General features: G+C 72.1%; 19 protein-coding genes. 15 read left to right on the top strand and 4 right to left on the bottom strand.

The genetic code is table 11. The features are described 5' to 3' along the window. Position 1: 1 nt before the first annotated feature. The gene (locus CP977_RS06630) at positions 2-1660 is read right to left on the bottom strand and encodes a hypothetical protein (protein ID WP_229991595.1); all 1659 of its coding nucleotides are present in this window, start codon (positions 1658-1660) and stop codon (positions 2-4) included. Positions 1661-1835: 175 nt separating this feature from the next. After that, on the bottom strand, positions 1836-4094 hold the full coding sequence (locus CP977_RS06625; RefSeq protein WP_152369768.1) for an elongation factor G-like protein EF-G2: 2259 nt from the start codon (positions 4092-4094) through the stop codon (positions 1836-1838). Between the two features lie 313 nt (positions 4095-4407). Here CP977_RS06625 and pgsA point away from each other — a divergent pair, with 313 nt between their 5' ends. From pgsA to CP977_RS06550, 15 genes are all read left to right on the top strand, one after another. Next, the gene (gene pgsA, locus CP977_RS06620) at positions 4408-5070 is read left to right on the top strand and encodes a phosphatidylinositol phosphate synthase (RefSeq protein ID WP_030214850.1); all 663 of its coding nucleotides are present in this window, start codon (positions 4408-4410) and stop codon (positions 5068-5070) included. Continuing rightward, entirely contained in the window at positions 5067-6011 is a 945-nt protein-coding gene (locus CP977_RS06615; protein ID WP_062758486.1) for a phosphatidylinositol mannoside acyltransferase, read from the top strand. The genes pgsA and CP977_RS06615 overlap by 4 nt, the downstream gene beginning before the upstream one ends. Then, the gene (locus tag CP977_RS06610) at positions 6008-7162 is read left to right on the top strand and encodes a glycosyltransferase family 4 protein (protein ID WP_030214856.1); all 1155 of its coding nucleotides are present in this window, start codon (positions 6008-6010) and stop codon (positions 7160-7162) included. Before CP977_RS06615 ends, CP977_RS06610 begins: the two co-directional genes overlap by 4 nt. 164 nt (positions 7163-7326) lie before the next feature. After that, positions 7327-7869 carry a LemA family protein gene (locus CP977_RS06605; protein WP_062758484.1) on the top strand — a complete coding sequence of 181 codons (543 nt, stop codon included), beginning with the start codon at positions 7327-7329 and terminating at the stop codon, positions 7867-7869. 115 nt (positions 7870-7984) lie between these two features. Next, positions 7985-8899 carry a pyridoxal 5'-phosphate synthase lyase subunit PdxS gene (gene pdxS, locus CP977_RS06600; RefSeq protein WP_062758481.1) on the top strand — a complete coding sequence of 305 codons (915 nt, stop codon included), beginning with the start codon at positions 7985-7987 and terminating at the stop codon, positions 8897-8899. A 6-nt stretch (positions 8900-8905) separates the two neighbouring features. Beyond that, positions 8906-9499, top strand: a complete 594-nt coding sequence (pdxT, locus tag CP977_RS06595) for a pyridoxal 5'-phosphate synthase glutaminase subunit PdxT (RefSeq protein WP_062758478.1) — start codon at positions 8906-8908, stop codon at positions 9497-9499. 62 nt (positions 9500-9561) lie between these two features. Continuing rightward, a complete protein-coding gene (locus CP977_RS06590) occupies positions 9562-10314 on the top strand; it encodes a YebC/PmpR family DNA-binding transcriptional regulator (RefSeq protein WP_062758475.1) in 753 nt (250 codons plus the stop codon). 126 nt (positions 10315-10440) lie between these two features. Further along, positions 10441-11007, top strand: a complete 567-nt coding sequence (gene ruvC, locus CP977_RS06585) for a crossover junction endodeoxyribonuclease RuvC (protein ID WP_062758472.1) — start codon at positions 10441-10443, stop codon at positions 11005-11007. Further along, on the top strand, positions 11004-11633 hold the full coding sequence (gene ruvA, locus CP977_RS06580) for a Holliday junction branch migration protein RuvA (RefSeq protein WP_062758469.1): 630 nt from the start codon (positions 11004-11006) through the stop codon (positions 11631-11633). Before ruvC ends, ruvA begins: the two co-directional genes overlap by 4 nt. Positions 11634-11683: 50 nt before the next feature. Beyond that, positions 11684-12772 (top strand): Holliday junction branch migration DNA helicase RuvB, encoded by a 1089-nt coding sequence (gene ruvB, locus CP977_RS06575; protein WP_062758466.1) that lies wholly within the window; start codon positions 11684-11686, stop codon positions 12770-12772. 165 nt (positions 12773-12937) lie between these two features. Next, positions 12938-13408 carry a preprotein translocase subunit YajC gene (gene yajC / locus CP977_RS06570; RefSeq protein WP_062758465.1) on the top strand — a complete coding sequence of 157 codons (471 nt, stop codon included), beginning with the start codon at positions 12938-12940 and terminating at the stop codon, positions 13406-13408. 145 nt (positions 13409-13553) lie between these two features. Next, a complete protein-coding gene (gene secD, locus CP977_RS06565) occupies positions 13554-15329 on the top strand; it encodes a protein translocase subunit SecD (protein WP_062758462.1) in 1776 nt (591 codons plus the stop codon). A gap of 1 nt (position 15330) precedes the next feature. Beyond that, positions 15331-16404, top strand: coding sequence for a protein translocase subunit SecF (gene secF, locus CP977_RS06560; RefSeq protein WP_062758460.1), 1074 nt, complete (start codon positions 15331-15333; stop codon positions 16402-16404). Continuing rightward, on the top strand, positions 16401-16952 hold the full coding sequence (locus tag CP977_RS06555; RefSeq protein ID WP_062758458.1) for an adenine phosphoribosyltransferase: 552 nt from the start codon (positions 16401-16403) through the stop codon (positions 16950-16952). The genes secF and CP977_RS06555 overlap by 4 nt, the downstream gene beginning before the upstream one ends. Before the next feature lie 238 nt (positions 16953-17190). Further along, positions 17191-19659 (top strand): RelA/SpoT family protein, encoded by a 2469-nt coding sequence (locus tag CP977_RS06550; RefSeq protein ID WP_062758456.1) that lies wholly within the window; start codon positions 17191-17193, stop codon positions 19657-19659. Between the two features lie 70 nt (positions 19660-19729). On the opposite strand, the gene CP977_RS06545 is transcribed toward CP977_RS06550, so the two are convergent. Both CP977_RS06545 and CP977_RS06540 read right to left on the bottom strand, forming a co-directional pair. Then, positions 19730-20959, bottom strand: coding sequence for a DUF349 domain-containing protein (locus CP977_RS06545; RefSeq protein WP_062758454.1), 1230 nt, complete (start codon positions 20957-20959; stop codon positions 19730-19732). A 201-nt stretch (positions 20960-21160) separates the two neighbouring features. Then, on the bottom strand, positions 21161-21961 hold the full coding sequence (locus CP977_RS06540; protein ID WP_062758452.1) for a peptidylprolyl isomerase: 801 nt from the start codon (positions 21959-21961) through the stop codon (positions 21161-21163). Between the last annotated feature and the right edge of the window lie 143 nt (positions 21962-22104).

Here is a 22104-nt window from a genome sequence, read left to right as displayed (position 1 = left end):
GTCAGGCGTCGTAGACGTCGGCCTTCCGGGGGCTCGTCTCCTGGACGCCGCCGCCGAGGACGAGCGAGCGGTTGGTGAAGCGCTCGGTGTCGACGTTGTGCTCGTCGAGGACCTTGATGGTGGCGTTGTGGACCGCGCGCAGCACCGGGGTCGCCATGCGGATGGCGTCGTCGGCCATGAAGCGGTTCTTCCAGAGGGGGCCGGCCCAGACGTGGCGCAGTCCGAAGGGCTCCGGCAGGACGAGCTTGCCGCCGAGGAACTCCAGGACCGGCGGGAACCAGGTGAGCGGGGCGCGGACGGCCGTCCGGACGACGTCGTCGGTGGTGGTCAGCGGCAGCTTGACCTCGCGGGTCTCCCAGAAGCGGACGGACTTGGAGACCACCTTGGTCTTCGCCGCGGGCTTGTCGTTGAAGAGGCCGTGGACGGGGCCGAGGGCGTGGCCGGTGACCTCGACGCGGAGCGTGTGGTGGAGCGAGGTGACGGTGACCATCATGGTGAGGACGAGGTTCCCGTCCCAGAGGGTGAACTGCACGCCGAGGTAGTGGCGGTTGCCCGCGCCGAACTGCTGCTCGTTGCAGATGCGCTGTATCTCGTGGGGCTTCACCTGGTAGTGGACGATGTTGTCGCCCTCGGGGCGGGTGACGGAGTCGGCCCCCTCGCCCACCGGGACGACGATCCAGTGCTTCACCGTCGGCTTGGGGAAGCCGCTCTTGAGCGAGCCGCGCTCCAGGAGGGTGAGCTGCTCGTGGATCTTGCGGACGACGTCCCAGGTGCGGAAGTCGTGGATCTCCTTGCCGGCTTGGGGGACGAGCTCCTCGGCGAGCGTCCAGCTGCCCCAGCGGGTGCCCAGGCCGAGGACGCCCTTGGGGCCGGCGTAGAAGACGACGTTGGACTGCTGTTCGACGGAGAGCTTCTCCAGGTTCTGGCGGAGCTCCTCGGCCGCCTTCTCGCCCGGGTCCCGGGGCGCCGCCTCGGGGATCTTGGCGCCGATGCCGCCGCCGCCGAGCAGGGCGCTCCAGCGCTCGCGCAGCTCGACGGCGGTCCTCTCGACGATGCGGCGGGCGAGGAACCAGCCGATGACCGGGGCCACCAGCATGAGGCGCAGATAGGTCGGCAGGACCCCGGCGAAGGGCAGTCTGAACATCACGAGCAGGGCGAGGAACCCGGCGGCGACGAGCACCGCGGTGCCGAGGAAGCTGGTGCGCTTGTTGTCGGAGCCGGCGGCGAACCGGCGGAGCTGGATCACGGCGAGCCAGAGCAGCAGACCGGGCAGGAAGAGGACCCCGCAGACGAGCGTGATCAGCGTCAGCTTCACGTCCCGTTGTTTGCGGATGCGGTTGGCGGCGAGGCAGTGGACCACCACCGGCTGCGGCTCCACGCCGAAGGACTGGATGAGGGCGGCGCGGGCCCCGCCGAGCATCCGCACCTGAACGGCGCGGGAGAAGGCCTCGCCGAGGTCGGGGCGGAAGAGCTTGTGCCACTTGCCCGGGGTGACCTTCGACTTGTACAGCTCGTTGTCGGCTTCCAGGATCTTGTCGACGGGGCCGTCGCGGTACGCGGCGGAGGCGAGGGCGTGGGTCGCCGCCGTCTGCCCGTCCGAGCCCTGGAGGGGAACCTGCGCCCCGAGACCGAAACCGTCCATCGCCACTGCCGCCCCCATCGCGCCGAGTCCCTGTGCGGGCTGTTTCCCAACTGCGGTGCCCCGCACACCTTCTGAGCTGGGCACCCCAGCGTAACCGGGTACCACCCGGTGCGTCACCGGAGCGCGGGGGGACGGCCGAATGCCGCCCGCCCCGCGGGGGCGGAGCGGGCGGTGGGGGCTGTCGGGCCGTCAGCTAGGTGTTGTTCTCGGTCTGTTGCCGGAGCTTCTGCGCCAGGTGCGGGGGCACCGGCTCGTGCCGGGCGTACGTGCGGTCGAACCGTCCGGTGCCGTGCGACACGGACCTCAGGTCGATCGCGTACCGCACGATCTCGGTCTCCGGCACCTCGGCCCGCACCAGGGTCCGTCCCGGGCCCGCCGGGTCGGTGCCGACGACGCGGCCGCGCCTCCCCGACAGGTCGCTCATGACCGGGCCGACGTACTCGTCGGGGACGAGGACCCCGACCTCGTCCACCGGCTCCAGGAGGTGGACGGGGACGTCGGCGGCAGCCTCGCGCAGCGCGAGGGCGCCGGCCGTCTGGAAGGCGGCGTCGGAGGAGTCGACGGAGTGGGCCTTGCCGTCGCGCAGGGTGACCCGGACGTCGACGAGCGGGTGGCCGGTGGCGATCCCGCGCGCGGCCTGGGCCCGTACGCCCTTCTCGACGGAGGTGACGAAGGGGCGCGGGACCGCGCCGCCGACCACCTCGTCGACGAACTCGACGCCGCTGCCCGGCGGCAGCGGCTCCACGTCGATCTCACAGATCGCGTACTGGCCGTGGCCGCCGGACTGCTTGACGTGCCGGCCGCGGCCGGAGGAGGCGCCGCCGAAGGTCTCGCGCAGCGCCACCTTGTACGGCACGGCGTCGACCCGGACGCCGTGGCGCTCGCGGAGGCGTTCCAGGGCGACGTCCTGGTGGGCCTCGCCCAGGCACCACAGGACCATCTGCCGGGTGTCCGGGTTCTGTTCGAGCCGCAGGGCCGGGTCCTCGGCGACCAGCCGGGCGAGGCCCTGGGAGAGCCGGTCCTCGTCGGCCTTGCCGTGGGCCCGGACGGCGAGCGGCAGCAGCGGTTCGGGCAGGGTCCACGGCTCCATCAGGAGCGGGTCGTCCTTGGCGGAGACGGTGTCGCCGGTCTCGGCGTGCCCGAGGCGGGCGACGCAGGCGAGGTCCCCGGCGACGCAGTGCGCCACGGGGCGCTGTTGTTTGCCGAAGGGGGAGGTGAGCGCGCCGACCCGGTCGTCGGCCTCGTGGAGGTCCTGGGCGTCGGGATCCTGCTCGTCGCGGCCCGCGCCCGGCTCCGTCCCCGTCCCGCGTGCGTCCGCGAGTCCGTGGCCGCAGACGTGGACGGTCTCGTCGGGGCGCAGGGTGCCGGAGAAGACCCGGACCAGGGAGAGCCGGCCCACGTAGGGGTCGGTGGTGGTCTTGACGACCTCGGCGACCAGGGGCCCCTCGGGGTCGCAGACGACCGGGGGCCGGGGCCGGCCGTCGGGGGTGGTGACGGCGCGCGGCCCGTGCTCCAGGGGGGAGGGGAAGCCGCGGGTGATCAGCTCCAGGAGCTCGACGCTGCCGAGGCCCTGCGTGCCGCCCTCGACGGCGGGGGCGGCCGCGAGGACCGGGTGGAAGGCGCCCCGGGCGACCGCCTTCTCCAGGTCCGCGACGAGGACCTCCGGATCGATCGGCTCGCCGCCGAGGTAGCGGTCCATCAGGGTCTCGTCCTCGCTCTCGGCGATGATCCCCTCGATGAGCCGGGCGCGGGCCTCCGCGATCAGCTCCCGCCGGCCCTCGTCGGGCGGCTCCTCCCGCCGTACCCCCGTGGAGTAGTCGAGGATCCGCTCCGTGAGCAGGCCGATCAGGCCGGTCGCGGGCGCGTGCCCGTCGGCGGCCTCGGGGCCGTGCACCGGTAGATAGAGGGGGAGGACGGCGTCCGGGTCGTCGCGGCCGAAGAGCCCGGCGCAGACCTCGGTCAGCTCCGTGAAGCCGGTGCGGGCGGTGTCGAGGTGGGTGACGACGACGGCGCGGGGCATGCCGACGGCGGCGCACTCCTCCCAGAGCGCGCGCGTGGAGGCGGCGACGGCGTCGGCCTCCTGGGCGGCCGAGACGACGAAGAGGGCCGCGTCCGCCGCGCGCAGACCGGCCCTCAGCTCCCCGACGAAGTCGGCGTACCCGGGGGTGTCGATCAGATTGACCTTGCATCCGTCCCAGCCGACCGGGACGAGCGAGAGCTGGACGGAGCGGTGGCGGCGCCGCTCGATCTCGTCGTGGTCCGAGACGGTGCCGCCGTCCTCGACGCGGCCGGCCCGGTTGAGGGCGCCCGCGGTCTGCGCGAGGGCCTCGACGAGCGTCGTCTTGCCCGATCCGCTGTGGCCGACCAGCACCACGTTCCGTATGTCCGAGGGCCGGTCGGCCGTCGGAGCCCTGCCGGCGGCCCCGGCGGGTGTCTTCGCCCTGTCACCCATGACGTGTTCCTCCCGACTGCTCGCACGGTGCGGCGGGACGCGGGCGCGGGGGAGCGGTGTGTCGCGGTGGCGCGGCTTCCGCGGTGCCCGCGGTGCCCGCGGTGCCTTGCGGTGGTCCTTCGAGCTTGGCACCGACACCGGGGCGCGTCCATCGGTCCCGGGGAGGGCCCGTTCCTCCGTCGCGTCCGCCGGGCTTCCGGGGGGACGCCGACGCGGCGGGACGGGTACCGCCGGTGGCCGGGGGCACCGGTGACTACGATGGGCGGGCCGGTGGTCGCAAGGGCCGCGCGGCCCACCGAACCTCGGGAAGGCCATGCTGAACAAGTACGCGCGTGCCTTTTTCACGCGTGTCCTCACACCGTTCGCCGCGTTTCTGCTCCGCAGGGGCGTCAGCCCCGACGCGGTCACGCTCATCGGCACGGCGGGGGTGATGGCCGGTGCGCTGGTCTTCTTCCCGCGCGGAGAGTTCTTCTGGGGCACGATCGTCATCACCCTGTTCGTCTTCTCCGACCTCGTCGACGGCAACATGGCCCGGCAGGCGGGGATCTCCAGCCGCTGGGGCGCCTTCCTCGACTCGACGCTCGACCGGGTCGCCGACGGCGCGATCTTCGGCGGCTTCGCGCTCTGGTACGCGGGCAAGGGCGACGACAACGTGATGTGCGCCGTGTCGATCTTCTGCCTGGCGAGCGGCCAGGTCGTCTCGTACACCAAGGCCCGCGGCGAGTCGATCGGCCTGCCCGTCGCCGTCAACGGCCTGGTCGAGCGCGCCGAGCGGCTCGTGATCTCGCTGGTCGCCGCCGGGCTCGCCGGACTGCACGCCTTCGGCGTCCCCGGCATCCAGGTGCTGCTGCCGATCGCGCTGTGGATCGTGGCCGTCGGCAGCGCGGTCACCCTGGGGCAGCGGGTCGTCACCGTGCGGCGGGAGTCGGCCGAGGCGGACGCCGCCGCGGCCGGGGGAAGCGGGGCGGCCTCGTGAGCGACCTCAAGGACCGGCTCAGCGACGGCCTGTACGGGCTCGGCTGGGCGACCGTGAAGAAGCTGCCCGAACCGGTGGCCGCGGGCCTCGGGCGGCGGATCGCCGACGTCGCGTGGAAGCGGCGCGGCAAGAGCGTCCTGCGCCTGGAGTCCAACCTCGCGCGCGTGGTGCCGGACGCCACGCCCGAGCGGCTCGCCGAGCTGTCGAGGGCCGGCATGCGCTCGTACATGCGGTACTGGATGGAGTCCTTCCGGCTGCCGACCTGGAGCAAGGAGCGGGTCGAACGCGGGATAGACATCAAGGACATCCACTATCTGAAGGAGGGCCTCGCCTCCGGGCGCGGGGTCGTCCTCGCCCTGCCGCACCTGGCCAACTGGGACCTCGCGGGCGTGTGGGTGACCCGCTCCCTCGGCGTGCCGTTCACCACGGTCGCCGAGCGGCTCAAGCCGGAGTCGCTGTACGACCGGTTCGTCGCCTACCGCGAGTCCCTGGGCATGGAGGTCGTGCCGCACACCGGCGGCTCCGCCTTCGGCAGGCTGGCGCGGCGGCTGCGGGCCGGCGGGCTGGTCTGCCTGGTCGCGGACCGGGACCTGTCGGCCTCCGGCATCGAAGTGACCTTCTTCGGGGACACCGCGCGGATGCCGGCGGGCCCGGCGATACTCGCCCAGCAGACGGGCGCCCTGCTGCTGCCGGCGACGCTCTGGTACGACGACACGTCCGTCATGAAGGGGCGGGTCCATCCGCCGGTGGACGTGCCCGACGCGGGTACGCGCGCGGAGAAGACGGCCGTCATGACCCAGGCCCTCGCCGACGCCTTCGCCGAGGGCATCGCGGACCACCCGGAGGACTGGCACATGCTGCAACGGCTGTGGCTCGCGGACCTGGAGGAACCGGGGACGGGCGAGCGGGCTCCGGGCGAGAGGGAGGGCGGGGCGGCGTGAGGATCGGGATCGTCTGCCCGTACTCCTGGGACGTGCCGGGCGGCGTCCAGTTCCACATCCGCGACCTCGCCGAGCACCTGATCCGACTCGGCCACGAGGTCTCCGTCCTGGCACCCGCCGACGACGAGACCCCGCTGCCGCCGTACGTGGTCTCGGCCGGGCGGGCCGTCCCCGTGCCGTACAACGGCTCGGTGGCCCGGCTCAACTTCGGCTTCCTGTCGGCCGCGCGGGTGCGCCGCTGGCTGCACGACAACGCCTTCGACGTCGTCCACATCCACGAGCCGACCTCGCCGTCGCTCGGGCTGCTCACCTGCTGGGCGGCGCAGGGGCCGATCGTGGCGACCTTCCATACCTCGAACCCGCGCTCGCGGGCGATGATCGCCGCGTACCCCATCCTCCAGCCCGCCCTGGAGAAGATCAGCGCGCGGATCGCGGTGAGCGAGTACGCGCGGCGCACGCTGGTCGAGCACCTCGGCGGCGACGCCGTCGTCATCCCCAACGGCGTCGACGTGGACTTCTTCGCCCGCGCCGAGCCGAAGAAGGAGTGGCAGGGCGAGACCCTCGGCTTCATCGGCCGGATCGACGAGCCCCGCAAGGGCCTGCCCGTCCTCATGAAGGCCCTGCCCCGCATCCTCACCGAACGGCCCGGGGCGCGGCTCCTGGTCGCCGGGCGAGGCGACGAGGAGGAGGCGGTGGCGTCGCTGCCGCGCGAGATGCGCTCCCGGGTGGAGTTCCTCGGCATGGTCAGCGACGAGGACAAGGCGCGGCTGCTGCGCAGCGTCGACGTGTACGTGGCGCCCAACACCGGCGGCGAGAGCTTCGGCATCATCCTGGTCGAGGCGATGTCGGCGGGCGCGCCGGTCCTCGCCGCCGACCTGGACGCCTTCGCGCAGGTCCTCGACCAGGGCGGCGCGGGCGAACTCTTCGCCAACGAGGACGCGGACGCCCTGGCGGACGCGGCGATCCGCCTCCTGGGCGACGAGGAGCGCCGCGAGGAACTGAGCACCCGCGGCTCGGCCCACGTCCGCCGCTTCGACTGGTCCACCGTCGGCGCGGACGTCCTCGCGGTCTACGAGACCGTCACGGACGGCGCGGCGGCCGTGGACACGGACGAACGAGCGGGCGGCCTGCGGGCGCGGCTGGGGTTGTAGGGGAGCCCGTCCGGGCCCGGGCCCCGGTCCCCGGCCATGGGCGTCGAACCCGTGCGGGCCGGGCGGCGGGACCGTACCCGCGCGCGCATGCCCCCGCGTTTCGGGCGGGCACCCCGCCGCCGCTGGGCGGGGTGCCCGCCACCACCCCGGTAGCCTGTGCGCCCGTGACCCAAACCCTGATCTGGACCGTCGTCGCGCTGATCGTCATCGGCGTCTACCTCAGCTGGACCGCCGGGCGGCTCGACCGGCTGCACTCGCGCATCGACGCCGCGCGCGCGGCCCTGGACGCGCAGTTGCTGCGCCGGGCCTCGGTCACCCAGGAGCTGGCCACCTCAGGGGTTCTCGACCCGGCCGCCTCGATCGTGCTCTACGAGGCCGCGCACGCCGCCCGGCAGGCCGAGGAGGACCAGCGGGAGGTCGCCGAGAGCGAGCTCAGCCAGGCGCTGCGGGCCGTCTTCGGCGAGCCCGAGCAGATGGACCTCGTGCGGCAGGCGCCCGGCGGCGAGGAGGCCGCGGGGGAGCTGGCGCAGGCCGTGCGCCGGGTGCCGATGGCCCGCCGCTTCCACAACGACGCCGTACGGGCCGCCCGCGCCCTGCGCCGCCACCGCACGGTCCGCTGGCTCCGGCTCGCGGGCCACGCCCCCTTCCCACTGGCCTTCGAAATGGACGACGAACCGCCGGTGGCCCTTGCCGATCGCCCGGCTTGATCCTTTCGACCTGCGAAAACGAGCCACCGGGTCCACATTGGCCCTTGCCGTGGCCCGCGAGTGGACTGTTTCCTCGTCTCTGTCGTCAACCCCCGTTGTCACCAGTGAGGTATCCGTGTCCACCACGCCTTCCACCCCCTCCTCGTCCCCCGAGACCGGCACCGCGCGCGTGAAGCGCGGCATGGCCGAGCAGCTCAAGGGCGGCGTGATCATGGACGTGGTCAACGCCGAGCAGGCGAAGATCGCCGAGGACGCCGGCGCCGTGGCCGTCATGGCCCTGGAGCGGGTCCCCGCGGACATCCGCAAGGACGGCGGCGTGGCCCGCATGTCCGACCCGAACATGATCGAGGAGATCATCGGCGCGGTCTCCATCCCGGTGATGGCCAAGTCCCGCATCGGCCACTTCGTCGAGGCCCAGGTCCTGCAGTCCCTCGGCGTCGACTACATCGACGAGTCCGAGGTCCTCACCCCGGCCGACGAGGTCAACCACTCCGACAAGTGGGCCTTCACCACCCCCTTCGTCTGTGGCGCCACCAACCTGGGCGAGGCCCTGCGCCGCATCGCCGAGGGCGCGGCCATGATCCGCTCCAAGGGCGAGGCCGGCACCGGCAACGTCGTCGAGGCCGTCCGCCACCTGCGCCAGATCAAGAACGAGATCGCCAAGCTGCGCGGCTTCGACAACAACGAGCTGTTCGCCGCCGCCAAGGACCTGCGCGCCCCGTACGAGCTCGTCAAGGAGGTCGCCGAGCTCGGCAAGCTGCCCGTCGTCCTCTTCTCCGCCGGTGGCGTCGCCACCCCCGCCGACGCCGCGCTCATGCGCCAGCTCGGCGCCGAGGGCGTCTTCGTCGGCTCCGGCATCTTCAAGTCGGGCGACCCGGCCAAGCGCGCCGCCGCCATCGTGAAGGCCACCACCTTCTACGACGACCCGAAGGTCATCGCGGACGCCTCCCGCAACCTGGGCGAGGCCATGGTCGGCATCAACTGCGACACCCTCCCCGAGGCCGAGCGCTACGCCAACCGGGGCTGGTAAGCACCGATGAGCAGCACTCCCGTCATTGGTGTCCTGGCCCTCCAGGGCGACGTACGGGAGCACCTGATCGCCCTGGCCGCGGCGGACGCCGTGGCCAGGCCGGTGAGGCGCCCCGAAGAGCTCGCCGAGGTCGACGGCCTGGTCGTCCCCGGTGGCGAGTCCACCACCATCTCCAAGCTGGCCGCCCTCTTCGGCCTCATGGAGCCGCTGCGCGAGCGCATCGCCGCAGGACTCCCGGTCTACGGCACCTGCGCCGGCCTGATCATGCTCGCCGACAAGATCCTCGACCCGCGCTCGGGCCAGGAGACCTTCGGCGGCATCGACATGATCGTCCGCCGCAACGCCTTCGGCCGCCAGAACGAGTCCTTCGAGGCCGGCGTCACCGTCGCGGGCATCGAGGACGGCCCCGTCGAGGGCGTCTTCATCCGGGCCCCCTGGGTCGAGTCGGTCGGCGCGGACGTCGAGGTCCTGGCCGAGCACGAGGGCCACGTCGTCGCCGTACGGCAGGGCCGGGCGCTCGCCACCTCGTTCCATCCCGAACTGACCGGCGACCACCGCATCCACGCCCTGTTCGTCGACATGGTGCGCGCGGCGGGCTGATCCGATCCCGGTAGGATCTCTGGGGTTCGTTCAGAAATGGGTTACGCGAAGGAGACAGGCAGATGTCCGGCCACTCTAAATGGGCTACGACGAAGCACAAGAAGGCCGTGATCGACGCCAAGCGCGGCAAGCTCTTCGCGAAGCTGATCAAGAACATCGAGGTCGCGGCCCGCACGGGCGGCGCCGACCCGGACGGCAACCCGACCCTCTACGACGCCATCCAGAAGGCGAAGAAGAGCTCCGTCCCGAACAAGAACATCGACTCCGCGGTCAAGCGCGGCGGCGGCCTGGAGGCCGGCGGCGTCGACTACGCCACGATCATGTACGAGGGCTACGGCCCGAACGGCGTCGCGGTGCTCATCGAGTGCCTCACCGACAACCGCAACCGCGCCGCCTCGGACGTGCGCGTGGCCATGACCCGCAACGGCGGCTCCATGGCCGACCCGGGCTCCGTCTCGTACCTGTTCAACCGCAAGGGCGTCGTCGTGCTCCCCAAGGGCGAGCTGTCCGAGGACGACGTCCTGGACGCGGTCCTCGACGCGGGCGCCGAGGAGGTCAACGACCTCGGCGAGTCCTTCGAGGTCATCAGCGAGGCCACCGACCTGGTCGCGGTCCGCACCGCCCTCCAGGAGGCCGGCATCGACTACGACTCGGCCGACTCCAGCTTCGTCCCGACCATGCAGGTCGAGCTGGACGAGGAGGGCGCGCGCAAGATGTTCAAGCTGATCGACGCCCTGGAGGACAGCGACGACGTGCAGAACGTCTTCGCCAACTTCGACGTCAGCGACGAGGTCATGGCGAAGGTCGACGCCTGATCACATGCTTCACGCGGCGGGCCGACGGGGACACGCTCCCGTCGGCCCGCCGCGTTGTCGGTGGCAGCCGATAGCCTGCTCAAACAGGAGATCGACTCAAACAGGAGATCGAAGAGAGGGGGCGACGTGCGCGTACTCGGAGTGGACCCCGGGCTCACCCGGTGCGGCGTCGGCGTCGTCGAGGGCGTCGCCGGCCGGCCCCTGACCATGCTCGGCGTCGGAGTGGTGCGGACGCCCGCGGACGCCGACATCGGCATGCGCCTGGTCGGCATCGAGCAGGGCATAGAGGAGTGGATCGACCGCTTCTCGCCCGAACTCGTCGCCGTGGAGCGGGTGTTCAGCCAGCACAACGTCCGTACGGTGATGGGCACCGCCCAGGCCAGCGCCGTCGCCATGCTCTGCGCCTCCCGCCGCGGCATCCCCGTCGCCCTGCACACCCCCAGCGAGGTCAAGGCCGCCGTCACCGGCAGCGGCCGCGCCGACAAGGCCCAGGTCGGCACGATGGTGACCCGGCTGCTCCGACTCGCCGAGCCGCCCAAGCCTGCCGACGCCGCCGACGCCCTCGCCCTCGCCATCTGCCACATCTGGCGGGCCCCCGCCCAGAACCGCCTCCAGCAGGCCGTCGCCGCCCAGAACCGTCTCCAGGAAGCGGCCGCCCGGCACGCGTCCGCAGTGAAAGGCCGGACCCGATGATCGCGTTCGTCAGCGGCCAGGTCGCCGCCCTCGCCCCCACCACGGCCGTGATCCAGGTCGGCGGCGTGGGCATGGCCCTCCAGTGCACCCCGGCCACCATCGCCGGACTGCGGATCGGCGAGGACGCCCGGCTCGCCACCTCCCTCGTCGTCCGCGAGGACTCCCTCACCCTGTACGGCTTCGCCGACGACGACGAGCGGCAGGTCTTCGAGCTCCTCCAGACCGCCAGCGGCGTCGGCCCCCGCCTCGCCCAGGCCATGCTCGGCGTCCACAGCCCCGACGCGCTGCGCCTCGCCGTCTCCACCGGGGACGAGAAGGCCCTGACGGCCGTCCCCGGCATCGGGAAGAAGGGCGCGCAGAAGCTCCTGCTCGAACTGAAGGACAAGCTCGGCTCCCCCCTCGGCAGCAGCGGCCTCGTCGGCACCCAGCGCGTCGCCTCCGGCCCCGCCCCCTGGACCGAGCAGCTCACCGCCGCCCTCATCGGCCTCGGCTACGCGAGCCGCGAGGCCGAGGAGGCCGTCGGCGCCGTCACCCCGCAGGCCGAGGCCGCCCTCGCCGAGACCGGCACCGCCCCCGTGCCGCAGCTCCTGCGCGCCGCGCTGCAGACCCTCAACCGCGCCCGCTGACCACCCCCGATCCCGCCCGGCCGGGCCGTACGAACGAGAAGGCATCCACCGTGAACTGGGACGACGACACCACCGCCGGGGCACCCGACGCCGAGGCGCGCATCGTCGACGCCGCCGCCGAGGGCGACGACCAGGCCGTCGAGGCGGCCCTGCGGCCCAAGGACCTCAACGAGTTCGTCGGCCAGGAGAAGGTCCGCCAGCAGCTCGACCTGGTCCTCAAGGCCGCCCGGCAGCGCGGCGCCACCGCCGACCACGTCCTGCTCTCCGGCGCCCCCGGCCTCGGCAAGACCACCCTCTCGATGATCATCGCGGCCGAGATGAACGCCCCGATCCGCATCACCTCCGGCCCCGCCATCCAGCACGCCGGAGACCTCGCCGCGATCCTCTCCTCCCTCCAGGAGGGCGAGATCCTCTTCCTCGACGAGATCCACCGCATGTCCCGGCCCGCCGAGGAGATGCTCTACATGGCGATGGAGGACTTCCGCGTCGACGTCATCGTCGGCAAGGGACCCGGCGCCACCGCCATCCCCCTCGAACTGCCGCCCTTCACCCTCGTCGGCGCCACCACCCGGGCCGGACTCCTGCCGCCCCCGCTGCGCGACCGCTTCGGCTTCACCGGCCACATGGAGTTCTACGACCCGTCCGAGCTCCAGCGCGTCATCCACCGCTCCGCCGGACTCCTCGACGTCGCGATCGACCCGGCCGGCGCCGCCGAGATCGCCGGCCGCTCCCGCGGCACCCCCCGCATCGCCAACCGCCTGCTGCGCCGGGTCCGCGACTACGCCCAGGTCAAGGCGGACGGAGCGATCACCCGGGAGATCTCCGAGGCCGCCCTCAGCGTGTACGAGGTCGACGGCCGCGGCCTCGACCGGCTCGACCGTGCCGTCCTGGAGGCCCTCCTCAAGCTCTTCGGCGGCGGACCGGTCGGCCTGTCCACCCTCGCGGTCGCGGTCGGGGAGGAGCGCGAGACCGTCGAGGAGGTCGCCGAACCCTTCCTCGTACGCGAGGGTCTGCTGGCCCGCACGCCCCGTGGCCGGGTCGCCACACCCGCCGCCTGGACGCACCTCGGCCTCGTTCCGCCGCAGGCAGCGGGCCCGGGCACAGCAGGAAGCGGACAACAGGGGCTCTTCGGGGCGTGACGGTGCGGACACTCGCCCGGACCGGAACCAGGGTGCGATGCTGGACGTTGTTCCATCGATGCGGACTCGCCTAGACTCCGCCGTTGCCGCCCTTTCCGGTCGGCGTGCCCACCCCCGAAGATCAGGCCGCGGGTTCTCCGCGACCATGCGAAGGAAACCCGTCCCGTGAACATCGTGACCCTCCTCCCCTTCATCGTCCTCATCGGGGCCATGTTCCTGATGACCCGCTCCGCCAAGAAGAAGCAGCAGCAGGCGGCGCGGATGCGCGACGAGATGCAGCCCGGCACCGGCGTGCGCACGATCGGGGGGATGTACGCCACCGTCAAGGAGATCTCCGACGAGACCGTTCTCCTGGAGGTCGCCCCGGGCGTGCACGCCGTCTACGCCAAGAACGCGATCGGCGCGGTCCTCGAGGACTCCGAGTACAACCGGATCGTCCACGGCGACGACGACAGCGTCGAGACCCCGGACTCCGACACCGTCGTCCCGGACGACGCCTCCTCGCTGACCGGCGCCACCGACGTCACCGCCGAGGACGCGCCCAAGGCCGACCTGACGAAGAAGTCGGACGCGGCCGAGGTCGCCGCCGAGGGGGAGAAGGACGGCAAGACCGACGGCGAGGCCGGCGCGAAGTAAGCGCGACGGGGAACCGCGCGCACGCCCGCCGGGTGTGCGCGCGCCCCCGAACGGTTCCACGTCTGCGGGGGATGGTCCCCACACATACTTCGTGGCCGTCGCGCACACACCCGTCGCGCGACGGTTGGACAGGGAGATACGACAGGTGGCAGCACCGAAGAAGGGCCGAAGGCCGGCGGGGGGACAGAGCCGGCCGGGCCGCGCCCTGGCACTCATCCTGATCGCCATGGTCGCGCTCACCGGCGGCATGTTCTGGTCGGGGCACACCACCCCGCGCCTCGGCATCGACCTCGCCGGCGGTACGTCGATCACGCTCAAGGCCAAGGCCGACCCCGGCCAGGAGTCCGCGGTCAACGAGACCAACATGAACACGGCGGTCGACATCATCGAGCGCCGTGTCAACGGTCTGGGTGTCTCCGAGGCCGAGGTCCAGACCCAGGGCCGCGAGAACATCATCGTCAACATCCCCCGCGGGACGAACGAGAAGCAGGCCCGTGAGCAGGTCGGCACCACCGCCCAGCTCTACTTCCGGCCCGTCCTCGGAGTGACGAACGGCGCGCCCGAGGCGGCGCCCAGCGCCACCCCCTCGGGCTCGGCCTCCCCGAAGCCCTCGGCCACCCCCTCCGCCCCGACCGCGGGCGAGAAGTCCTCGGCCACCCCGTCGGCCACCGCCTCCACCCAGGGCCGCGCGCTCACCGAGGCCCTCAAGGCCCCGAGCCCGACGCCCACCGGCAGCGCCTCGCCCTCGTCCTCCGCGACGCCGAAGGCCACCGGCACCCCGCAGGCGACCCCCACGCCCGACCCCGCCACCGCGGCGCTGGAGCAGAAGTTCGCCGCTCTGAACTGCCTCGACCCCAAGCAGCGCACCGCCGCCGGCCAGGGCGTCAAGCCGGACCAGCCCACCGTGGCCTGCGGCGAGGACGCCCCGGGCGTCTGGTCGAAGTACCTCCTCGGCCCGGCCGAGGTGGACGGCCGCGACGTCGACGACGCCAAGGGCGTCTTCGACCAGCAGCGCGGCATGTGGATCGTCACCATGGACTTCACCGACGGCGGGTCGAAGAAGTTCCAGTCGATCACCGGCAAGCTGTCGCAGCAGGCCGACCCCCAGAACCGGTTCGCGATCGTCCTCGACGGCGAGGTCGTCTCGGCCCCCTCGGTCCGCCAGACGCTGAGCGCCAGTGCCGAGATCTCCGGCAACTTCAACCAGGAGTCGGCCCAGGACCTCGGGAACATCCTGTCCTACGGCGCCCTGCCGCTCTCCTTCCAGACCCAGAGCGTCGACACCGTCACCGCCGCGCTCGGCGGCGACCAGCTGGAGGCCGGCCTGATCGCCGGCGCCATCGGCCTCGGTCTCGTCGTCCTCTACCTGGTCGTCTACTACCGCGGTCTGTCGCTGGTCGCCATCCTCAGCCTCGGCGTCTCCGCGCTCCTCACCTACGTGATCATGTCCCTGCTCGGCCCGGCCATCGGCTTCGCGCTGAACCTGCCGGCCGTCTGCGGCGCCATCGTCGCCATCGGCATCACCGCGGACTCGTTCATCGTCTACTTCGAGCGCATCCGCGACGAGCTCCGCGAGGGCCGCACGCTCCGCCCGGCCGTCGAGCGCGCCTGGCCGCGCGCCCGCCGCACCATCCTGGTCTCCGACTTCGTGTCGTTCCTGGCCGCGGCCGTGCTCTTCATCGTCACCGTCGGCAAGGTCCAGGGCTTCGCGTTCACGCTCGGCCTGACCACCCTGCTCGACATCGTCGTGGTGTTCCTCTTCACCAAGCCGGTCATGACGCTGCTCGCGCGCACCAAGTTCTTCGGCAACGGCCACCCGTGGTCCGGCCTGGACCCGAAGCGCCTCGGCGCCAAGCCGCCGCTGCGCCGCACCCGCCGCACCACCGCCCCCGCCGGCCCCGTAGACCCGAAGGAGGCGTGAGATGTCGAAGCTCGGAGACCTCGGCGCCCGGCTGCACCGAGGTGAGGTCGGCTACGACTTCATCGGCAACCGCAAGATCTGGTACGGCCTGTCCGTCCTGATCACCATCACCGCCATCGTCGCCCTCGCCGTCCGCGGCCTCAACATGGGCATCGAGTTCCAGGGCGGCGCCGTCTTCACCACCCCGAAGACCGACGTCACCGTCAGCCAGGCCCAGGAGTACGCGGAGGAGGCCTCCGGCCACGACGCGATCGTCCAGCAGCTCGGCAACGGCTCGCTGCGCATCCAGGTCGGCGGCCTCGACACCGCCCAGTCCGACCAGGTCCGCGCGGAGCTCGCCAAGGACCTGAACGTCACCGAGGACAAGATCGCCGCCGAGCTGGTCGGCCCCAGCTGGGGCGAGCAGATCGCCAACAAGGCCTGGACAGGGCTCGGGGTCTTCATGATCCTCGTGGTGATCTACCTGGCCATCGCCTTCGAGTGGAGAATGGCGGTCGCGGCGCTCATCGCCCTCATCCACGACCTCACCATCACCGTGGGCATCTACTCCCTGGTCGGCTTCGAGGTCACCGTCGGCACGGTCATCGGCCTCCTGACGATCCTCGGCTACTCGCTGTACGACACGGTGGTCGTCTTCGACTCCCTCAAGGAGTCCACGAAGGACATCACGAAGCAGACCCGCTTCACCTACAGCGAGCTGGCCAACCGCTCGATCAACGGCACCCTGGTCCGTTCGATCAACACCACCGTCGTCGCGCTCCTCCCGGTCGCCGGCCTGCTCTTCATCGGCGGCGGCGTCCTCGGCGCCGGCATGCTCAACGACATCTCGCTGTCGCTGTTCGTGGGCCTCGCGGCCGGCGCGTACTCGTCGATCTTCATCGCCACCCCGCTCGTCGCCGACCTCAAGGAACGCGACCCGGCGATCAAGGCCCTCAAGAAGCGCGTCCTCGCCAAGCGGGCCACCGCCAAGGGCGAGTCCGCGGACGGTACGGACGCGTTCGCCGACGGCCCGGAGGCCGCCGTCGTCGGCCCGCGCTCCGGCCGCCGGGGCCGCGCCCAGGAGCACCGAGGATGACCGCCGGAACCCAGGACGTCACCGGCCTCCTGCTCAGCCGCATCCGCGACGTACCGGACTACCCGAAGCCGGGCGTGCTGTTCAAGGACATCACGCCGCTGCTCGCGGACCCGGAGGCGTTCGGGGCCCTCACCGGCGCCCTCGCCGGGCTGTGCTCCGCGCACGGCGCGACGAAGGTCGTCGGCCTGGAGGCCCGCGGCTTCATCCTGGCCGCCCCGGTGGCCGTCCGCGCCGGACTGGGCTTCATCCCGGTCCGCAAGGCCGGCAAGCTCCCCGGGGCCACGCTCCGCCAGGCGTACGAGCTGGAGTACGGCACCGCCGAGATCGAGGTGCACGCCGAGGACCTGGCGGCGGGCGACCGCGTCATGGTCATCGACGACGTCCTCGCCACCGGCGGCACGGCCGAGGCCTCCATCGAGCTCGTCCGCCGCGCGGGCGCCGAGGTCGCCGGCGTCGCCGTCCTCATGGAGCTGGGCTTCCTGCCGGGCCGCGCCCGCCTGGAGCCGGCCCTGAAGGGCGCTCCGCTCACGGCGCTGATCACCGTCTGACGTCGGGCTCCGTCCCGTACGGGGGCGCTCCGGGGAATCCCCGGAGCGCCCCCGTCGTTCTCCGGAGTGCCCCGGTCCGGCCGTCCGGAAGCGGATGCCGCCCGTGGCCGGATCCGTCCACCCGCCGGGCGCGTGAGCAGCGCGGGTCCGGGCTCGATACGATGGCCGTTCCGGTCCTGACCGGGGGACCCGGAACCTCCCCCAGACGCCGTCCGGGGGGACCCCAGAGGAGCGCTCTTTGCCAGACGAGGCCCAGCCACTCTCCGCCGCGCAGCCCGACCCGAAGGCCGAAAAGGCCGCGCCGGGGACCGGCACGCCCCTGAACAAGCCCGCGGAGACCGGGCCCGCGCCCGAGCCGGCCCCCGCGCCCGCTCCGGCCGCGCGCCCCGCGGCGAACGCCCCCGCCCGCTCGGGCGGCTCGTCCAACCGCGTCCGCGCCCGCCTCGCCCGGCTCGGCGTCCAGCGCTCCTCCCCGTACAACCCGGTCCTCGAACCGCTGCTGCGGATCGTCCGCTCCAACGATCCCAAGATCGAAACGGCCACTTTGCGCCAGATCGAGCGGGCCTACCAGGTCGCCGAGCGCTGGCACCGCGGCCAGAAGCGCAAGAGCGGCGACCCGTACATCACGCACCCGCTCGCCGTCACCACCATCCTCGCCGAGCTCGGCATGGACCCGGCGACCCTGATGGCCGGGCTCCTGCACGACACCGTCGAGGACACCGAGTACGGCCTCGACACCCTCCGCCGGGACTTCGGCGACCAGGTCGCGCTCCTCGTCGACGGCGTCACCAAGCTCGACAAGGTCAAGTTCGGCGAGGCCGCCCAGGCCGAGACCGTCCGCAAGATGGTCGTCGCCATGGCCAAGGACCCGCGCGTCCTGGTCATCAAGCTCGCCGACCGCCTTCACAACATGCGCACCATGCGCTACCTCAAGCGGGAGAAGCAGGAGAAGAAGGCCCGCGAGACCCTGGAGATCTACGCCCCGCTGGCCCACCGGCTCGGCATGAACACCATCAAGTGGGAGCTGGAGGACCTCGCCTTCGCGATCCTCTACCCCAAGATGTACGACGAGATCGTCCGGCTCGTCGCCGAGCGCGCCCCCAAGCGGGACGAGTACCTGGCCGTCGTCACCGACGAGGTCCAGGCCGACCTGCGCGCCGCCCGCATCAAGGCCACCGTCACCGGCCGCCCCAAGCACTACTACAGCGTCTACCAGAAGATGATCGTCCGCGGCCGTGACTTCGCGGAGATCTACGACCTGGTCGGCATCCGCGTCCTCGTGGACACCGTCCGCGACTGCTACGCGGCCCTCGGCACCGTCCACGCGCGATGGAACCCGGTCCCCGGCCGGTTCAAGGACTACATCGCGATGCCGAAGTTCAACATGTACCAGTCGCTGCACACGACGGTCATCGGACCCAACGGCAAGCCCGTCGAGCTCCAGATCCGCACCTTCGACATGCACCGGCGCGCCGAGTACGGCATCGCCGCGCACTGGAAGTACAAGCAGGAGGCCGTCGCCGGCGCCTCCAAGGTGCGCACCGACGTGCCGAAGAAGACCGGCAAGGACGACCACCTCAACGACATGGCGTGGCTCCGCCAGCTCCTCGACTGGCAGAAGGAGACCGAGGACCCCGGCGAGTTCCTGGAGTCCCTGCGCTTCGACCTCTCCCGCAACGAGGTCTTCGTCTTCACGCCCAAGGGCGACGTCATCGCGCTGCCCGCCGGCGCCACCCCCGTCGACTTCTCCTACGCGGTCCACACCGAGGTCGGCCACCGCACGATAGGGGCCCGGGTCAACGGGCGGCTCGTCCCGCTCGAATCGACCCTCGACAACGGCGACCTGGTCGAGGTCTTCACCTCCAAGGCCGCCGGCGCCGGCCCCTCCCGCGACTGGCTCGGCTTCGTCAAGTCCCCGCGCGCCCGCAACAAGATCCGCGCCTGGTTCTCCAAGGAGCGCCGGGACGAGGCCATCGAGCAGGGCAAGGACGCCATCGCGCGGGCCATGCGCAAGCAGAACCTGCCGATCCAGCGGATCCTCACCGGCGACTCCCTCGTCACCCTCGCCCACGAGATGCGCTACAGCGACATCTCCTCGCTGTACGCGGCGATCGGCGAGGGCCACGTCACGGCCCAGTCCATCGTGCAGAAGCTGGTCCAGGCGCTCGGCGGCGAGGAGGCCGCCACCGAGGACATCGACGAGTCCGCGCCGCCGACCCGGGGCCGCTCCAAGCGCCGCTCGAACGCCGACCCCGGTGTCGTCGTCAAGGGCGTCGAGGACGTCTGGGTCAAGCTGGCCCGCTGCTGCACCCCCGTGCCCGGCGACCCGATCATCGGCTTCGTCACCCGGGGCAGCGGGGTGTCGGTCCACCGCAGCGACTGCGTCAACGTGGAGTCGCTGTCCCGGGAACCGGAGCGGATCCTGGACGTCGAGTGGGCCCCGACCCAGTCCTCGGTCTTCCTCGTCGCCATCCAGGTCGAGGCCCTGGACCGCTCCCGGCTGCTCTCCGACGTCACCCGGGTCCTCTCGGACCAGCACGTCAACATCCTCTCGGCAGCCGTCCAGACCTCCCGCGACCGGGTGGCCACCTCCCGCTTCACCTTCGAGATGGGCGACCCGAAGCACCTGGGCCACGTCCTGAAGGCCGTGCGGGGCGTGGAGGGCGTCTACGACGTGTACCGCGTGACCTCGGCCCGCCGGCCGTAGCGGTACGGACACACGAGGAGGGCGGCCCCGGTACGTACCGGGGCCGCCCTCCTCGTGTCGTGCGACGGGATCAGCCGCCGAACTCCTCCAGACCCTTCAGGGCCTGGTCGAGCAGGGCCTGGCGGCCCTCCAGCTCGCGCGAGAGCTTGTCGGCCTTGGCGTCGTTGCCGGCGGCGCGGGCCGCGTCGATCTGCTTGCGCAGCTTCTCGACCGCGTCCTGGAGCTGACCGGTCAGACCCGCGGCACGCGCGCGCGCCTCCGGGTTCGTCCGGCGCCACTCGGCCTCCTCGGCCTCCTGGATCGCCCGCTCCACCGCGTGCATCCGGCCCTCGACCTTGGGACGGGCGTCCCGCGGGACGTGGCCGACGGCCTCCCAGCGCTCGTTGAGGGAGCGGAAGGCCGCGCGGGCCGCCTTCAGGTCCGTCACCGGGACGAGCTTCTCGGCCTCGGCCGCGAGCTCCTCCTTCACCTTGAGGTTCTCGCCCTGCTCCGCGTCCCGCTCGGCGAAGACCTCGCCGCGCGCCGCGAAGAAGACGTCCTGGGCGCCGCGGAAGCGGTTCCACAGGTCGTCCTCGTGCTCGCGCTGGGCGCGGCCGGCCGCCTTCCAGTCCGTCATCAGCTCGCGGTAGCGGGCCGCCGTGGCCCCCCAGTCGGTGGAGTTCGACAGGGACTCCGCCTCCGCGACCAGGCGCTCCTTCGCCTTGCGGGCCTCCTCGCGCTGCGCGTCCAGGGACGCGAAGTGGGCCTTGCGGCGCTTCGAGAACGCCGAGCGGGCGTGCGAGAAGCGGTGCCACAGCTCGTCGTCGGACTTCCGGTCGAGCCGGGGAAGGCCCTTCCAGGTGTCCACGAGCGCCCGCAGCCGCTCGCCGGCCGAACGCCACTGCTCGCTCTGGGCCAGCTCCTCGGCCTCGGTGACGAGCTTCTCCTTGGCGGCACGGGCCTCGTCGGCCTGCTTCGCCTTCTGGGCCCGGCGCTCCTCGCGGCGCGATTCGACCGTCTCGACGAGCTTGTCCAGCCGGGCGGAGAGCGCGGCCAGGTCGCCGACGACGTGGTGCTCGTCGACCTGGTGCCGGATGTGCTCGATCGCCGCGGTGGCGTCCTTCGCCGAGAGGTCGGTGGTCCTCACCCGCTTCTCGAGGAGGCCGATCTCGACCACCAGGCCCTCGTACTTGCGCTCGAAGTAGGCCAGGGCCTCCTCGGGGGTGCCGGCCTGCCACGATCCGACGACCTTCTCACCCTCGGCCGTCCGCACGTACACGGTGCCCGTCTCGTCGACGCGGCCCCACGGGTCGCTGCTCACAGCGCCTCCTCACCATGATGCCGTCGCGGGGGCGCACCCCGCGGGCATCGTCCACAGTTTCCCGGCGGGCCTCGCCCGCCTTCCGCAGCGCGGCCGACGGCCCACGCTGCACACCGCCAATCTAGGCGAACCGCGGCCCGGCTGTCCGCACTCAGCGCGACCGAGATTCGACGGCCGGTCCACCGGTGCGGACGCGCGGGCTCACTTCTTCGTGACGGTGGCCTTCTCGATGGTCACGGCCTTCTTCGGGGCGCCGTCCCCGGCACCGCCCTCGACACCGGCCGCGGCGACCTCCTGGACCGCCTTGAGGCCGGCCGCGTCGATCTTCCCGAAGGGGGTGTAGGTCGGCGGCAGCTTGGTGTCCTTGTAGACGAGGAAGAACTGCGAGCCGCCGGTGCCCGGCTGCCCGGTGTTCGCCATGGCCACGGTGCCGGCCGGGAAGGTCACCGAGCCGTCCGAGCCGGCCTTGCCGAGGGCGTCCAGGTTCTCGTCCGGGATGGTGTAGCCGGGGCCGCCCGTGCCGGTGCCCTGGGGGTCGCCGCACTGGAGCACGTAGATGTTCTGCGTGGTGAGCCGGTGGCACTTGCTCCCGTCGAAGTACTTCTTGTCCGCGAGGTGCTTGAAGGAGTTCACCGTGCGCGGGGTCTTCGACGCGTCCATGGCGATCGTGATGTCGCCCGCGTTGGTCTTGAGCGCCATGTCGTACGAGGCCTTCTGGTCCACCGTGAGCTTCGGCTCCGGGTTCTCGGACTCCTCCTCGGAGGGCGAGGGCGCCGGGGTGGTGGGCGTGTCGCCCGCCGCGTTGTCCGAGCCCTTCTTCGAGCCGTCCGACAGAGCCACCGAGGCGTACACGGCGCCGCCCGAGGCCAGCACCACCGCGAGGACGGCCGCGACGACGGTGTTGCGGCGCCTGTCCTTGCGGCGCTTCTCCTCCCGCCGCTGCTGCTGCCGCACGTACTTCTCCCTGGCAAGCTGCCGCCGCCGCTGATCGCTGCTGACCACCGGTCCGCTCCTTGTCGCTCGTCTGTTCCCGTCCTGGCCGGATGTGCCCGTACCGTATACGGGTTGGCTGTGGAACCGGGACCGCCGGTAGGCTCTGATCTGCTGAATCCCGTCATTCCCGTGATTTCCGCGCCTCGCGCCGG

The sequence above is a fragment of the Streptomyces cinereoruber genome (assembly GCF_009299385.1).
Lineage (GTDB): Bacteria > Actinomycetota > Actinomycetes > Streptomycetales > Streptomycetaceae > Streptomyces > Streptomyces bikiniensis.
Note: the sequence above shows the minus strand (reverse complement) of the source record. Positions and strands in the feature narration are given on the sequence as shown.

What these genes read in the sequence shown, in the direction of transcription:
- CP977_RS06630 (WP_229991595.1), bottom strand. Translation starts at nt 1,660, where the DNA reads ATGGGGGCGGCAGTGGCGATGGACGGTTTCGGTCTCGGGGCGCAGGTT.
- CP977_RS06625 (WP_152369768.1), bottom strand. Translation starts at nt 4,094, where the DNA reads ATGGGTGACAGGGCGAAGACACCCGCCGGGGCCGCCGGCAGGGCTCCG.
- pgsA (WP_030214850.1), top strand. Translation starts at nt 4,408, where the DNA reads ATGCTGAACAAGTACGCGCGTGCCTTTTTCACGCGTGTCCTCACACCG.
- pdxT (WP_062758478.1), top strand. Translation starts at nt 8,906, where the DNA reads ATGAGCAGCACTCCCGTCATTGGTGTCCTGGCCCTCCAGGGCGACGTA.
- CP977_RS06590 (WP_062758475.1), top strand. Translation starts at nt 9,562, where the DNA reads ATGTCCGGCCACTCTAAATGGGCTACGACGAAGCACAAGAAGGCCGTG.
- ruvA (WP_062758469.1), top strand. Translation starts at nt 11,004, where the DNA reads ATGATCGCGTTCGTCAGCGGCCAGGTCGCCGCCCTCGCCCCCACCACG.
- secF (WP_062758460.1), top strand. Translation starts at nt 15,331, where the DNA reads ATGTCGAAGCTCGGAGACCTCGGCGCCCGGCTGCACCGAGGTGAGGTC.
- CP977_RS06555 (WP_062758458.1), top strand. Translation starts at nt 16,401, where the DNA reads ATGACCGCCGGAACCCAGGACGTCACCGGCCTCCTGCTCAGCCGCATC.